15 protein-coding genes and 1 pseudogene are annotated in these 13,228 nt (G+C 40.3%); 13 read left to right on the top strand and 3 right to left on the bottom strand.

Annotated elements, in window-relative coordinates:
- Nucleotides 1-335: 335 nt before the first annotated feature.
- Nucleotides 336-536, bottom strand: a pseudogene (locus tag AC5O63_RS19865) (type II toxin-antitoxin system RelE family toxin); the annotation flags it as partial.
- Entirely contained in the window at nt 526-774 is a 249-nt protein-coding gene (locus AC5O63_RS19860) for a type II toxin-antitoxin system Phd/YefM family antitoxin (RefSeq protein WP_025548955.1), read from the bottom strand. The pseudogene AC5O63_RS19865 and the gene AC5O63_RS19860, both read right to left, overlap by 11 nt.
- A gap of 195 nt (nt 775-969) precedes the next feature.
- On the opposite strand from AC5O63_RS19860, the gene AC5O63_RS19855 reads away from it, so the two are divergent.
- The 6 genes from AC5O63_RS19855 to AC5O63_RS19830 all read left to right on the top strand — a co-directional run bounded on the left by AC5O63_RS19855 (nt 970) and on the right by AC5O63_RS19830 (nt 5,104).
- Nucleotides 970-1,437 (top strand): hypothetical protein, encoded by a 468-nt coding sequence (locus tag AC5O63_RS19855; RefSeq protein WP_274059665.1) that lies wholly within the window; start codon nt 970-972, stop codon nt 1,435-1,437.
- Between the two features lie 182 nt (nt 1,438-1,619).
- On the top strand, nt 1,620-2,150 hold the full coding sequence (locus AC5O63_RS19850; protein ID WP_494506034.1) for a hypothetical protein: 531 nt from the start codon (nt 1,620-1,622) through the stop codon (nt 2,148-2,150).
- 219 nt (nt 2,151-2,369) lie between these two features.
- Entirely contained in the window at nt 2,370-2,621 is a 252-nt protein-coding gene (locus tag AC5O63_RS19845) for a hypothetical protein (protein ID WP_130349921.1), read from the top strand.
- Nucleotides 2,622-2,766: 145 nt separating this feature from the next.
- On the top strand, nt 2,767-3,537 hold the full coding sequence (locus tag AC5O63_RS19840; protein ID WP_494506033.1) for a carbon-nitrogen hydrolase family protein: 771 nt from the start codon (nt 2,767-2,769) through the stop codon (nt 3,535-3,537).
- A 647-nt stretch (nt 3,538-4,184) separates the two neighbouring features.
- Nucleotides 4,185-4,493: a hypothetical protein gene (locus AC5O63_RS19835; protein WP_332162381.1), complete on the top strand. Its 309-nt coding sequence runs from the start codon at nt 4,185-4,187 to the stop codon at nt 4,491-4,493.
- 134 nt (nt 4,494-4,627) lie between these two features.
- Entirely contained in the window at nt 4,628-5,104 is a 477-nt protein-coding gene (locus tag AC5O63_RS19830) for a DUF2059 domain-containing protein (protein WP_494506032.1), read from the top strand.
- Nucleotides 5,105-5,833: 729 nt separating this feature from the next.
- Here AC5O63_RS19830 and AC5O63_RS19825 read toward each other — a convergent pair.
- Complete coding sequence (locus AC5O63_RS19825) at nt 5,834-6,508, bottom strand: hypothetical protein (RefSeq protein WP_494506031.1); 675 nt, start codon at nt 6,506-6,508, stop codon at nt 5,834-5,836.
- Between the two features lie 1,262 nt (nt 6,509-7,770).
- On the opposite strand from AC5O63_RS19825, the gene AC5O63_RS19820 reads away from it, so the two are divergent.
- From AC5O63_RS19820 to AC5O63_RS19790, 7 genes are all read left to right on the top strand, one after another.
- Entirely contained in the window at nt 7,771-8,223 is a 453-nt protein-coding gene (locus tag AC5O63_RS19820; RefSeq protein WP_494506030.1) for a hypothetical protein, read from the top strand.
- 631 nt (nt 8,224-8,854) lie between these two features.
- Nucleotides 8,855-9,676 carry an NAD-dependent epimerase/dehydratase family protein gene (locus tag AC5O63_RS19815; protein ID WP_494506029.1) on the top strand — a complete coding sequence of 274 codons (822 nt, stop codon included), beginning with the start codon at nt 8,855-8,857 and terminating at the stop codon, nt 9,674-9,676.
- A 1,322-nt stretch (nt 9,677-10,998) separates the two neighbouring features.
- Complete coding sequence (locus AC5O63_RS19810) at nt 10,999-11,241, top strand: hypothetical protein (RefSeq protein ID WP_494506028.1); 243 nt, start codon at nt 10,999-11,001, stop codon at nt 11,239-11,241.
- A gap of 22 nt (nt 11,242-11,263) precedes the next feature.
- On the top strand, nt 11,264-11,599 hold the full coding sequence (locus AC5O63_RS19805) for a hypothetical protein (protein WP_494506027.1): 336 nt from the start codon (nt 11,264-11,266) through the stop codon (nt 11,597-11,599).
- Between the two features lie 146 nt (nt 11,600-11,745).
- Entirely contained in the window at nt 11,746-12,360 is a 615-nt protein-coding gene (locus tag AC5O63_RS19800; protein ID WP_494506026.1) for a LysE family translocator, read from the top strand.
- Nucleotides 12,361-12,388: 28 nt separating this feature from the next.
- Nucleotides 12,389-12,691, top strand: coding sequence for a DUF1330 domain-containing protein (locus AC5O63_RS19795; protein WP_494506025.1), 303 nt, complete (start codon nt 12,389-12,391; stop codon nt 12,689-12,691).
- 7 nt (nt 12,692-12,698) lie between these two features.
- Nucleotides 12,699-13,196: a GNAT family N-acetyltransferase gene (locus AC5O63_RS19790; protein WP_494506024.1), complete on the top strand. Its 498-nt coding sequence runs from the start codon at nt 12,699-12,701 to the stop codon at nt 13,194-13,196.
- The last annotated feature ends 32 nt before the right edge of the window (nt 13,197-13,228 follow it).

The raw sequence follows: 13,228 nt of genomic DNA, 5'->3' as shown, positions 1-13,228 counted from the left end.
GTTTAAGAGTGATTCGCAACGCGTGGCATTTTTACTATGCGTTGATTTTAGTGATTAAGGTGGTTTGCAGCGGCTTCTGTATTGCGTTGCTCACACCTTAACAGGGCGTTATGTTTACTTGTATTTCAAAGGTTTAAAGGTCTTGGGCTCTAGTTCTTTGTCCCTCGGGCAATTTGTCCCAAGTAGACTCAGCAAATCAGTATTATCTGCCTAAATTCTTGAATCTCTCAGCCCGTAAAACATACCAATGTTCGTGGGTTGCTTCATTGTCAGGTCGTGGCGGTTGGCTTCTTGTTTAACTGGCTTAAAGTCGCTTCTAGGTTCTTAGCCAATTAGTCAACTTTGTAGACGAGCCGGTAGCCCGATTGACGTAACTTAATTTTATACATGTTGTCAGCTCCAGAAAGCTTCGAAGCTGGAACATGTGGGTTATCTAAGCGCTCGATTAGCTTTTTCTTAAATTGTTGTTGCAGAGTAGAGCCAAGCTTTTTCCACTCTTTGAGTGCGCTCTTTTTGAAGTCGAGTTTATAGGTCATCAATATTTACCGAAATGCTTTCTTCAGATTCACGCTCTTTAGCGATAGCTAGTAGTTCAAGATCTTCGAGTCTGTCCATCATCACTTCGTACGCTTCGGCAGGAACGCAATAAAATGCTGGCTCATTTCGGTTTAGCACAGCAACAGGCTCGCCATAAGCACTAGTTGCAACTTTCATAGGGTTAGCTTTCAACTCGGTAATGCTTGCAGCAACATCAGCTAAAATTCTAGTGGTCATATAATAGGTCTCTTAAATGGTCTTTATGTTGGTCATTTTAGCCTCAACCAAGCGGTATAACAAGTTGCTTAAGAGTGATTCGCAACGCGTGGCATTTTTACTATGCGTAGAATTTAGTGATTAAGGCGGTTTACGGCGGCTTTTGTATTGCGTTGCTCACCCCTTAGCAGGGCGTTAGTTTTACGGGAGAAATCGTTGGATAATTTAAGTCTAATAAAACAAATAATTGACATTTTTTCTGCGCTACTTAGTCCAGTGATTGCTGTTTCAGTCGCTTATATTGCTTATCAACAATGGAAGTTGAATGTTGCTAAGGAAAAGCGTGATAGTAAGTCTGAAAGACTACAGATATATATGGCAGTGCAAAGGCTTTTGCGGAACACAGATAACACTCGTAAAGTCGATCCACAGCTATATGAAAATTTTCAAGAGGCACTTGCTCTAGCTGATTTTTACTTTGATGAGGGCATTATTGATTGGCTAACTAATGTTGATTCAAATGCTTCAAGCTGGTTTAACTACGAAGAAATTAGCTTGGCTTATAAAAACAAAGCGGAAGCCAAAGAGGCGGAGAAGTACATGCTGTATATGGAAGAGTCGATAGACAGACTTCAAGACCAGCATTGTCAGTTGTTAAGTGTATTTAAAGATCGCTTGCTGTAATAAAACTAACAAGGCATTTAAGAGTGATTCTCAACGCTTGGCATTTTTCATTCCATCGTTGAGTTCAGTGTTTACGGTCGTATGGTTGGGTTTCGTGGTCGCGTTGTTCACACCTTAATGCGGCGTTATGTGTAAAAGTTCATATCAATTCTATACTTAGTTGAAAACAAAAGGAGCTAGGTATGGATGACACAAACAAAACACATGAAAGTGACCTAAATGCGAAGCAAAACGAAGCGAATAACCAAAAGTCTGGATTTGGCGATTGGGTACTTAAACTTTCAATTCGACTAATGATAGCTTTTCTAATTTTGTGGCAATTTGATGGCTTATGGCAAAGCTCTCAACCAGAGGTGAGTGCTTTCCTTCAGAAAAACTTTCCAGAGAAATACCGTGAGGAGCAGCTGAAGCTATCTAGATTCAATGAAAACAATGCGTATATCAGCGGTATTGAGCGTGATTTGAGTAAAAAACTTGCTATTGCTGAGCAGGCCATTTTGGAAAAAGGTGTAGCTGAAAAAGAAGTGCAAATTCGACAGTTCGAAATTGAAGCTTTGTGTCGGTACTATGATACTTCGATATTAATGTTCAGCCACTTAGCCGATAAATATTCAGAACGAGAGTTAAATAAGGTTGTGAGTTGCACAAACCAAGAGTGCTTTGACATCATAAACCGCACTGACAAAGCAAAGCAGCTGTGTCAAAACACATAACAATAAATTTAAGACGGATTCTCAACGCTTGGCAGTTTCGCTTCGCTCAAGTATAGCCAAGCGCCGCTCACACCTTAATGCGGCGTTATGTGCCAGTTCCGAAAGCTCAATTTGAAGTGCCTCGAAACTATCCCGAGTTAACTCGTTAGAGCTGAATACTTGCTCTAATATGCATTGAGTTTTCTACTAACTCATTGGGTGGCGAAAGTGACTGGTGAAATGACGGAAATGGCAATTTCTAGCTATCTTGGCTGGTTGTTGCTTCTAATGGGTACATATCCTTTCTTGCTTGTTGGTGTCAGTATGTTTTTCTATGACATTGAACGTAAGCATGCCTTGCGGTGGCTAAATGGAATAAGCTTTCTACTAGCAGCGTTTCTTCTTTATATGCACATGCAAACAGAAGTTATCTATGGTCAAGAATTACTGGAAGCTTGGTATCGAGACAACCCAGAAGACAGACCTCAATAAAAAGCACATAACAATAAATTTAAGCAGATTCGCAACGCTTGGCATTTTTGGTTTGAATCAACTTCAGTGTTTACGGCACAATGCTTTAGGTCAGGTGGTGGCGTTGCTCACTACTTAATTTGGCGTTATGTTTTAAGGAGAAAACGTGGCATCTTCAATTAATATCAGTTTGGCTCAAGTCCCAGTATTCAAAGAGGATATTGCCGCAAATATCGAGCAACACCTTGTCGCTATAGAAGCCTCTGCATCGCTTGGTGCAGATTTGGTGGTGTTTCCCGAATTGTCATTGACGGGCTACGAGTTAAAATCTGTAGGAAAGTTAGCTCAAGGCAAAGAACCTTCGAATTTTTCACAACTATCTCAAGTTGCGACTAAGCATAATATTTCGGTTATCGTAGGCTGTCCGCTTGTTTCGGGCGACACCCCAAAACCATCTATTGGCGCTGTGGTTTGTCATCCTGATGGGAACGTCGAATTTTACGATAAACAGTATCTACATGACGGTGAGTATGAGTATTGTTCATCGGGCTCCGAAGATTATTTTCTCACCATCAAAGGTTATAAAGTTGCGTTGGCAATTTGTGCTGATTTCTCTTGCCCTGAACATGTTACAAGAGCTAAACGGTCGGGTGCTGACGTTTATCTAGCGAGTGCGTTGATTTCGAAAGCAGGCTATTCTGCTGATGCAAGGTTGCTCTCCGATATTGCTGCTAATAATGGTATGCCTGTACTGTTAAGTAATCACATTTCACCAACGGGTGGTTGGTCAGTTTGTGGCAATAACTCTATATGGGATAGTGAAGGCAAATTGGTTACGAGTTCAGAGTCCGTAGAGGAATGCGTTGTATTGTGTACTATCACAGGTAGTACGGTGGGCGCTTCCAAACATAACAAATTGCTTAAGAGTGACGGCTAACCTTTGGCATTTTTGGTTCGGTTGAGTTTAGTGATTACGGTGGCTTTGCTCAGGTTTTGTGGTTTAGCCGCACCTTAGCAAGGCGTTAGTTTGAGGTTGGAAAAAGCCAGTCCAAATAAGAGCTTAGTTCTGTTTTTCGGGTGTTCACCTGTTCGTTCTATCCAAGCCAGATTCTTTCCGGTGGCACTTTGATTCAAGTGTTTGTTGTTCGCTCGTCGTTTACTGTAGCTTCCATTCGTTTGGTATTCGTAGGTGCTGCTTCGTGTTCGCTGAAACAGTGTTGGCAGAGTGGGGCTATACTGGTGCTGTTGTTGGCAGCAGTGAAAGTATCCTCTGCCATTTTGATACAGTGTTTGCTTGTGAAATTCTGCGATTGTCTCTTCTTTGCCACGTGCGTTTGTGCCTTGTGTTCAAGTTGGTCAGCTGTCCGTTTACAACAGTGTACGGTTTAAGTATTGTATTTTAAATCAGCATCTTGGCACCCAGCCATTGACTTAGGGTGGGCTTGCAAACTAACAAGTGCTTAAAGTTGGACTGCCAACCTATGGCATTTTTGGTTCGGTTTGAGTTTGTGACTACGGTGGTCTGTTTGGGTGTAGTGCATTGGCAGCCGCTTAAGCAGGCGTTAGCATTCAAAGGGGAAACTCATGAAAAACTGGTTTGTTGGCGGTGGTGCGATCGCAATTGTATTTTCAATATTGGGCGGGTTAGCTGACGTTGGGAAAGCAACTCGTAATATAGATAGAGTCTCAACGATATCAGATAGCACAAAGGTAATGGGAGCAGTGAATGATACTGGGGACGTTAACTCTATTACTAACAAAACTCAAAATGTTATCGAGCCAATAAAGAAAACAGCAGACGCATACTCTATGGCTGACAATCTTGGCAAATTAGAAAGTTCAAATTCGTGTACTAAAGATAGCAATCAGCAAACTATAAACAAAGAATGCTAACAAATTGTTCAAGAGGGATTCAGCACGCGTGGCATTTTTACTATGCGTTGGTTTAAGTGATTAAGGTGGTATGCGGTAGCATTGGTGTTGCGTGCTTCACCCCTTAACAAGGCGTTAAGTGTAATGAGGGAGTTATGAGAAAAATCTTATTTCTATTATTGATAGTTTCGACATCTGTATTCGCGGAATCAAGCCCAAGAGAGCTGTCGTTGAAACTGTATGATCTGATGGAAGTCGATGCTTCGGTAAAGCAGATGTCTGACTCAATGCGAAATATGCTAGAGAAGCAGGTCGAAACAAACAAGAACATCCCTGATAGTAAAAAGGATGATGCTCAAAAAATATTTAATGACATTATTAATCTTCAGATGAGCATTTATTCTGACCCATCAATAAAAGAACACATTGCTAATGCTTACCAAGAAATGTATTCAGATGAAGAGCTAAAAGGGTTAGTGGAATTTTTTGAGTCACCTGCTGGGCAAGCTTTTGCAACCAAAGGAAGCCAGATTTCACATCATTTGCAAAGCTTTATCCTTTCCAAGTTACAAGAAATTCAACCTAGCTTGAAAGCTAAGGAGCAGGAACTGCATAAGTTACTTGCGGAGTGAAAATTACACTTAACAAGGCGTTTAAGGCGGATTCACAACGCTTGGCGGTTTCAGTTTAAGTTGAATTTAGTGTTTAAGGTACAATGGGTTAGGTTTGGTGGCTAGCGTTGTTCACCACTTAACGCGGCGTTATGTACAAGCGCCATCCGTTGGCACTGGAAATATAGGACTACGTCTAAGTGGTGGAGTTGAACTTTTTGTCCAGTTTAAATGAGACCATGATCCCCGCTACCAAAGCAGCGACAGTAAATAAGTGTTCTTCTCTGATTGCATAGCCATTATATAGGTCGATTAGTCTCCAACAGTATCTTGTGCAATCTTTTTCCAATCCATTGTAGAATATGAATATAGAGCCAATGAAAATTAGCCCAGAGAAACTTTTGTACAGGCGAATTACACCACAAAATAATCCGAAGCATAATGCTATGCTCCAAGTAAATATGGCTTTTATGGCTTTAGGGATATTACCTAGCTCAAAGTCTAAAATAGTTTTTCCAAGGTCTCTAACTTTCACATCAACTTCTCTATATGGAATGGTGTTTTGATTTTATGGGTTATCGTTCTGTATGTCTAGGGTTTGTTTTTGTAAATTGTACATAACAAACAGTTTAAGAGGGATTCAGCACGCGTGGCATTTTTGGTATGCGGTGGTTTCGGTGTTGAAGTGCCATGCGTCGGCTTGGTCATTGCGTGCTTCACCCCTTAACTGGGCGTTATATTTCTTTTGGCTCAATAACGATGTGAATCGACTAGGTGAGAGCCTCCATCGCCACCAATATCTAAAATTGCACATACAATAGCAAAGTATTTGGGGTAGATCCCTTTTGCTACAAAGTCATTGGCATGACGGTTATTGCTACGTAACTCGTCAAATTGATCCCACGCATTTCGGTTTGATATGAACTCATTGACTTGCCAGTGTTCATTAAAATTATTTCTTTTGAAAATCGCAATATATCGAATGACCTGCACGATTTCTTTTGGAGTTAGCTGGTATAACTCCAGCGTTGCTCTTTCATCATAGCTACCCGTAATAGCTTTATATACTTCAGCAATTAGTTCTTTCTTAAGTGAGCTGTGAGCTTCTTTACTAATGCTAGTTAAAACAGCTGATTTTTGTTCAAGGAGTTGCTCATGCAGTTTTCTATTTTGGCTTTTTGCATTATCTAATTCTTTACGTAGACGAGCACTAGATGTAATTTCTTTGGAATGTTCGCTTTTTTGTTTACGTTCCTCAAGTCTAGATAGGTTCTCTATATTGCTTGCTAATATGTCTCTTAGAAGTCTTCCTGACTTAAGTTGTTTAACGATGTCTGTCGCAACTGTTCTACTATGACATTCGTGGATACGAATATCAGAAGCGGTGATTATAAATTTACTGTCTTTCTCTAAGTAACTAAACATAAAATATAGCTCTCACTGAATTTTCAGTATATTTTACCGTGCGCCATCTTGCTTTCATAGATGCTGTGTTGAAAATATAACAAGCAATTCAAGAGGGATTCACAACGCTTGGCACTTTTGCTTCTACTTGAGTTTTAGTGTTTATGGCACAATGTTTTTAGTTTGGGGGGAGGCGTTGTTCACCCCTTAATTGGGCGTTAGGTATTAAGCGTTGTATTTCGCTAAAGGTCGGAGAGTGTTGCGTTAAGTGCTTGTTTTTATGAGTCTAATTGACTTACCCTGATGGGCATGCTAAGGTGAAAGCCGATCTTTCCTTTAGGCAACTCACCTTAGCATGCCCATCGGTGTTTAGCGCTTTATTTCTAAAATATGCCTTATTATTCAGTAACTTAAAGTTGGCTTTTAAGGTAATTGATAAGCGAAAACTGTTAGTTTTAATTTTGATGTTTTTCTTCATGTGGTTGATCTCCGACAATCTTATTTATGGGTTATATCGACGTTTATTTTACCATATTTGTATGAAAAAGTCAGTAAAAACAGCTAGTTAATACCTAACAAGCTGTTTAAGAGGGATTCGCAACGCATGGCATTTTTACTATGCGTTGGTTTTAGTGTTTAAGGTGATATGCGGAGGCTTTTGTATTGCGTGCTCACCTCTTAACAGGGCGTTATGGTGAATCAACTCCAGTTAAATCAACTGGAGTTTCAACTTAGTAGCAGCCGTATTCATTACAGGTTGATGAGAAATGGTTTCCGTTAGAATCCGTCCCTGTAGTAAAGGTACTATTACCAATCTTGTTGGTTGTGCTATTCCACGAGTTTCCATTAGCTGATGTGCCATTAGTGAAAGTAGAATTCCCTATAGTTGTACTCGATTGGTTCCACTGTGAACCTGTGCTGCTATTATACCCTTGAACTGTTGTGGTGTTTCCATATTTTTGTACATTGTAGGTGTTACCACTATTATCGTAGCAAGTTTTAAATGAATCTGTGCCATAACATTTTGCAAGAGCATTAGTGGAGAGAAGAATAGATGTAAGTAGTAGGAAATGTTTCATTAATCACCTCATTGATATGATGTGGAACTATAGCGATTTGAAATTTGTTTTGCAATAAGCATCACCATAACAAACTGCTTAAGACGGACTATCAACGCTTGGCGATTTTACTTCTAATCAGGCATAGTGTTTACGGTGGTAAGATTTACTTTGGTGACTTGCGTTGCTAGCCACTTAGCAGGGCGTTATGCAAATAGGGAAAATATGGATAACTACATAGATATTTGGTTTCGTATTAATCAAATAATTTTTGTCGTAGGATTGCTTTCAGTTTTTGTGCTCGGGTGCTTAGGTAAGGGCAAAACAACCATAGTAGTATTTGTAGGAACAGCGTTATCAGGCATTATCCTAGATTTTTCCTTGAATTATCTAATCAGAGCGTCACTTGCTTCAGAATTAAGTGATTACAGTTTTGTTATCGAATCTGATGAAGATTTTGACGAATCTAAGTTATTGAATGCTTTAAAAAACAAAAAGTATGTGACTATCAATAGGACGAAACCTTTACGTAAAAGTAAAGTGCGGATCGTTGTTAACGATGGTGAGATCGAGTTACTAATAGCCGAGGACTCGAAAAATGAGAATACATTCTGGGTTTATTATCCCAAATACGATTACAGTCGTATAAATAACATTGGGAAGTTACGCATTCGTTGAAATTTGCATAACAAACTGTTTAAGAGTGATTCGCAACGCGTGGCATTTTTACTATGCGTTGCGTTTGGTGTTTAAAGTGGTATGCGGGAGCTTCAGCATTGCGTTGCTCACACCTTAACAGGGCGTTAGCTAGTGTTTAAAGAAACTAAGGGCTTAAGTGCTCATGAATACGGGGCTCTGGCTTCACACTTGATGGTCCTTAGGTGCAAACTATCTCGCCAGTGGCACTGTTAGTTAAGTGGTTGAATCAACCAAAGTCAGCTTACTGAAGTGGTGTGTTTGTTTAGTTCTTTAGTGCGGCTTCTTGGGTGTTGAAATGTTGCCTCAGCTAAATTTGCTTAGCGCACTTGGTAGTAGGCTTCTTCGAAAGCATTCACTGCCAAGCATGCTTCATCAATTGTGTTTTGGTTTGCGAGCTGTCCTATGAGCATTGTTATTCAAAACCAATAATGTACTTCAAATTAGGCACTTGGGTGAAAAACGCAACCTTCTGCGTAGCAGCTAACAAACTGCTCAAGGCGGACTATCAACGCTCGGCAATTTTGGTTCCTGGTGGTTGGCTTAAGTATCGTGATTAGCGTTGCTAGCCACTTAACAAGGCGTTATGTCTAATCGAGAGTTCATGGAAAGAATGAAAGTACTTATAGCAGGAGCCAATGGGTATATTGGTAGCCACGTGACTAAGATGTTTGTTGAAAGTGGCTTTGAAGTTTCGACTTACAGCAGGACTAGCGGTGTCTTACTTCCTTCTCGGAAGCTAACCAAAGTTCCATCAGACTTCTCTGGTTACTTTGACATTGTTATAAATTGTGCTCGCCCACATTGGTCAGAATATTCGCCTGAGGAAATCGCTGATATAGAGTTCAAGCTACTAACGCAGTTGGACAGACTCGCAGCGAAAGGAGCGACAAAAATCCACACATCGGGCATTTGGCTATTTGGCAATGCTTCTCACAGTGACCTCAAAGAATTTAAGCTTAAGCCAATGGAAGTGGTGAAATTGGATACAGTTACAATAGGCTACGCTATCAAAAAGCAGTGGCATGTAGTTTACTGCCCAAGTTTGGTTTATGGTGGTGAAAACTGTCAGATAAAGCGAATTGTCGACTCCTTGTCTGACCAAACGCTCCAGGTAGCGATACCATCTCAAGGTTATAACCAGTATATTCATGTTAATGACATCTCAAGATTCTATTTGGCATTGGTTCAAGGTAAACATTCGGCAGCACAGTACTTTATTGCCGAGACTGAGGGGTATAGTCCTTTAGCGTTTTCTCAGTTGCTACTAGATTTTCAAATCGTGAAGCAGGTTCACAAGAACAGTTGGAGTTACTTTGAGAAATACCATGGCTTTTCGGCGGCGGAAATTGAAAAGCTAAACCTTAAGCTTCCAATTAGTCCTTTGTTCAAACCGACAGAGTCATTAAGGAAGTACATAGAAAACTACACATAACAAACTTATCAAGAGTGATTCATAACGCGTGGCATTTTCACTATGCGTTGCTCACACCTTAATTGGGCGTTATGACTCAATTTGGAGGTTGCTCGCAATGGGGCGCTTGATTAATTTGTGAGCACGTGTGCTTTTGTTACTCTATGAGGACAAGCTTAACTATTTCAGGCTCTAAACGTGCTAGATACTTACTTATCCAATACCAAAACTTTAATCATCGAGTTTGCTAAATATTATCTAGCAGCGGTTGTCGTGACTGGCCTGAAAGGTGAACTCTTCAATATTGCCTTAAAGGTTTGGTCTGGTAATCAAATGTCTTTCTATGGTGACGGTTTGTGGCAAATTAGTCTAATTTTAGCTTTCTTTGTAACTTGCTGCGTCTTGGTTAATAAATACTGTCTGGAATAGTCATAAAATTGCGTCACCGTGGAAATCAGACGAAGATGAAATGCTTTCTAAAGGGTTTGACTCAGGTTTAGGTATCGATGAACTATCAAAATCTCATAAAAGGACAAAAGGCTCTATTGCTTCTAGGTTAGTTCGTTTAGGTAAGATTAACGATCGCTCAGATCTTTATGTTAGAGAACAAACCATATAAAAACTGCTCAAAAGTGACTAGGCTTATACCTTAACACGGCTATAAGCGCCAAATACCGTTAACCTGCTCGACAATTTACCTCCTCCGGTTTAGTTAACCTTAAACAAACTTATTATTATGAAAGCTTATTTATATGGATGTATAGATTTTCACGGAGAAGGTATGAGGACGTTAATTAAAGAGCTTTGCATTTACTTGTTATCTATATGTTCTGGCTTGTTTCTACTTCGGTGGGGCTCTGACTACTTATCAAGTTTGCTGCTAGCGGATTATCTTGCTTACTCGGCGATTGCAATTTTCGTTATCGCATTTGTATCTCACGACAAGGATGACACTCTAAATAGAGATTTGCTGTCTTTAATAACCCAGAGAGAGCTCGTGAGTCGAAACCACAAAATTGGTAATGAAGTGTTACGGCTTAGTATTACGGTAAATTTATCTATTACCGCGATCCTTCTTTTACTAGTGAGCTTTGTCCTCGTGATGCTAGATTCAGGGTCGGCGACATAACAGGACATTCGACTAGATTTACTTTAATGAGGTCGGCTAAAGTTACAGGGTAGCGTTATTCATCCCCAGCTTGTGACAGTTTGTTTTACATAGCGCCCTCGATCGCACAATGGATATTTCACCTATTCAATCACTTAGATGTTGATTAAAGTTCCTAGTAATGCAACTAAGCTCTTAATTAGAAGGCAAATGTTAAATCAAGTTAGGTATCAATATGGATTTCAAATTTTTCAATAAAGATGGTGGATATACCTATTTAGATGTTAACTCAGACACATATAGAGAGGAAGCTATTCAGCTAAAAGAGCAAGGTTATGTTGAGCAAGCGGCAATCATCACGGCAGATACAGCCAAAGAAGCGGAAGCGATTTATAAAAACGAGTATCGAGGCTTCTTTCAAAAACTAAATATGCTTTTGGGTCCCGTCATCACACTGGGATATCATCGCTCAAAATAGCAAAGTGTTCTAGGAGCTTTGAATGAAGAAAGATATTTCTGCACGTTTGTTTCGGTCTTTGGGGACACACGCTCTTAAAGCTTTTTCATTGTCCGAGAGAGGATTAACGTTAGTTGTTGCGCCTTGGGAAAGCCTCGAAGATGAAGCTGTAGCTGTCTTTAGTGAACTAGAAATGAGTTACATGGAAGCTGATAGCGGCACTCAAGATTTCAGTACCGACTTTAACTTACCTTGGGACATAATCCGGTTTGATTCGTATCAGAAAGAAGACGATCTTTGGGAGTTTGGTTTGTGTTGTAGCGAAGTAAAAATAGGTTTTAAAGCCAAAATGCCTGAGATCTCATTCTCGTCGAAATAGCGCAATAACTGGTTGCGAACATAAAAAATGTTTAAGTCAGATTCCCCAAACTTCGTATTTTCTGTTTAAATTGGCCTGATGCTTAAGATTCTAGTAGAAGATGAACTCAAGGCTTAAGCTAGCGTTAATTTCATGGAGTGAATATTGTGGAAATCTGGAAGCTACTGTTTTTTATACCTGTGTGTTTTGCGCTAAACATGACGCCTGGCCCAAACAACCTATTATCTATGAATAATGCTCGTTGTTATGGCTTCAAGTCTGCTTTCATTGCTGGTCTTGGGCGAATAGCAGCATTTTCTGTAATGATTGCGTTAGCCGCTTCCGGCCTGGCAGTCGTTTTATATGCCTCCGAAACCCTTTTTCTGACCATAAAAATAGCAGGCGCAGCGTATTTGTTGTGGATTGCTTTTAACCTATGGCGTTCAGAGTCAAATCCTATAAAGGAGTTTTCAGATGCTCAAAGCCGATTGGGTTTAGCGAGGCAAGAATTTTTTCTAGCAGCTGGTAACCCCAAAGCTATATTGATTTTCACTGCATTCCTTCCGCAGTTTGTTGACGTTTCGGCTAATGTAAAGGAACAGTTTTTCGCTTTAGGTGTGACTTTCCTGATACTAGAAATGGGCGCAATATCGATCTATGCCATATTCGGAATATATTTGCGACAGTGGTTTGCGAAACCTGCAATGGCCAAGCGTTTCAACAGAGGCTGCGCTAGTTTCTTAGCTATGTCAGGGGCAAGTTTGCTGTTAAGTCGCCAGTAATTAATCTTATAGCAAAGGAGGCTATGAAATGTACGAGTTCTTAGTTGGCCTAGAAGTTTCAAATGATGATGTTTACTCAAACTACCGAGCTGCTATGAAGCCTATCCTCACTTCATATGGTGGCAAATTCGGTTTTGACTTCATTGTTTCAGAAGTTCTCATCTCTGAAGTCGATAAACCCATTAATCGAGTCTTTACAATACGGTTTCCAGATCAATCCGTTGCCGAAACTTTCTTTACAGACAGTGAGTATTTGAAAGTAAAGGAGCAACTCTTTGATACGGCTGTATCTCATACAACGATTATTTCGAGTTACAACAAAGAGGATTAATTATTACATGGAAGTAGTAGAAGCAAGCATAAGCTTAGCGCCTTTGCTCGCGAGTTATGCTAAAGAGTGCTATGAATCCGGAATTCCCAAATATGCCAATGTAGAGCGTGACCCTGAAAGCTACTTATCTGGTTTAATAGCACGAGCTCAAGAAACCTCTGAATTACCAAATGGCTATCTACCCAGTACCACATATTATTGCCTCGCGGATAACAAGATTTTAGGTGCGATTCGGGTAAGGAGAGGAAGTAACGCGAACGTAGAAAATGTGATTGGTCGTATTGGTTACGAGACTAGGCCATCTGCCCGTGGTAAGGGGGTTGCTTCTCATTTGCTCGCCTGGGTGCGCGATCATGTTGTGACCGATGCTGTTATCGTGACGTGCTCAATCGATAACCGAACCTCTCAGAAAGTGATAGAAAAGAGTGGCGGAGAATACCTCGGTAACTACGAGGATAAAAATGAAGGTGTGGTGAGGCGCTATCGATTAGTGCGTTCAGTGTAAACGACGAAATATGTAATCCATAAGGTTCGGTG

The organism is Vibrio sp. SCP2 (assembly GCF_059295395.1).
The sequence above is the reverse complement of the archived record's forward strand: the minus strand, read 5'-3'. Positions and strand labels throughout refer to the sequence as shown.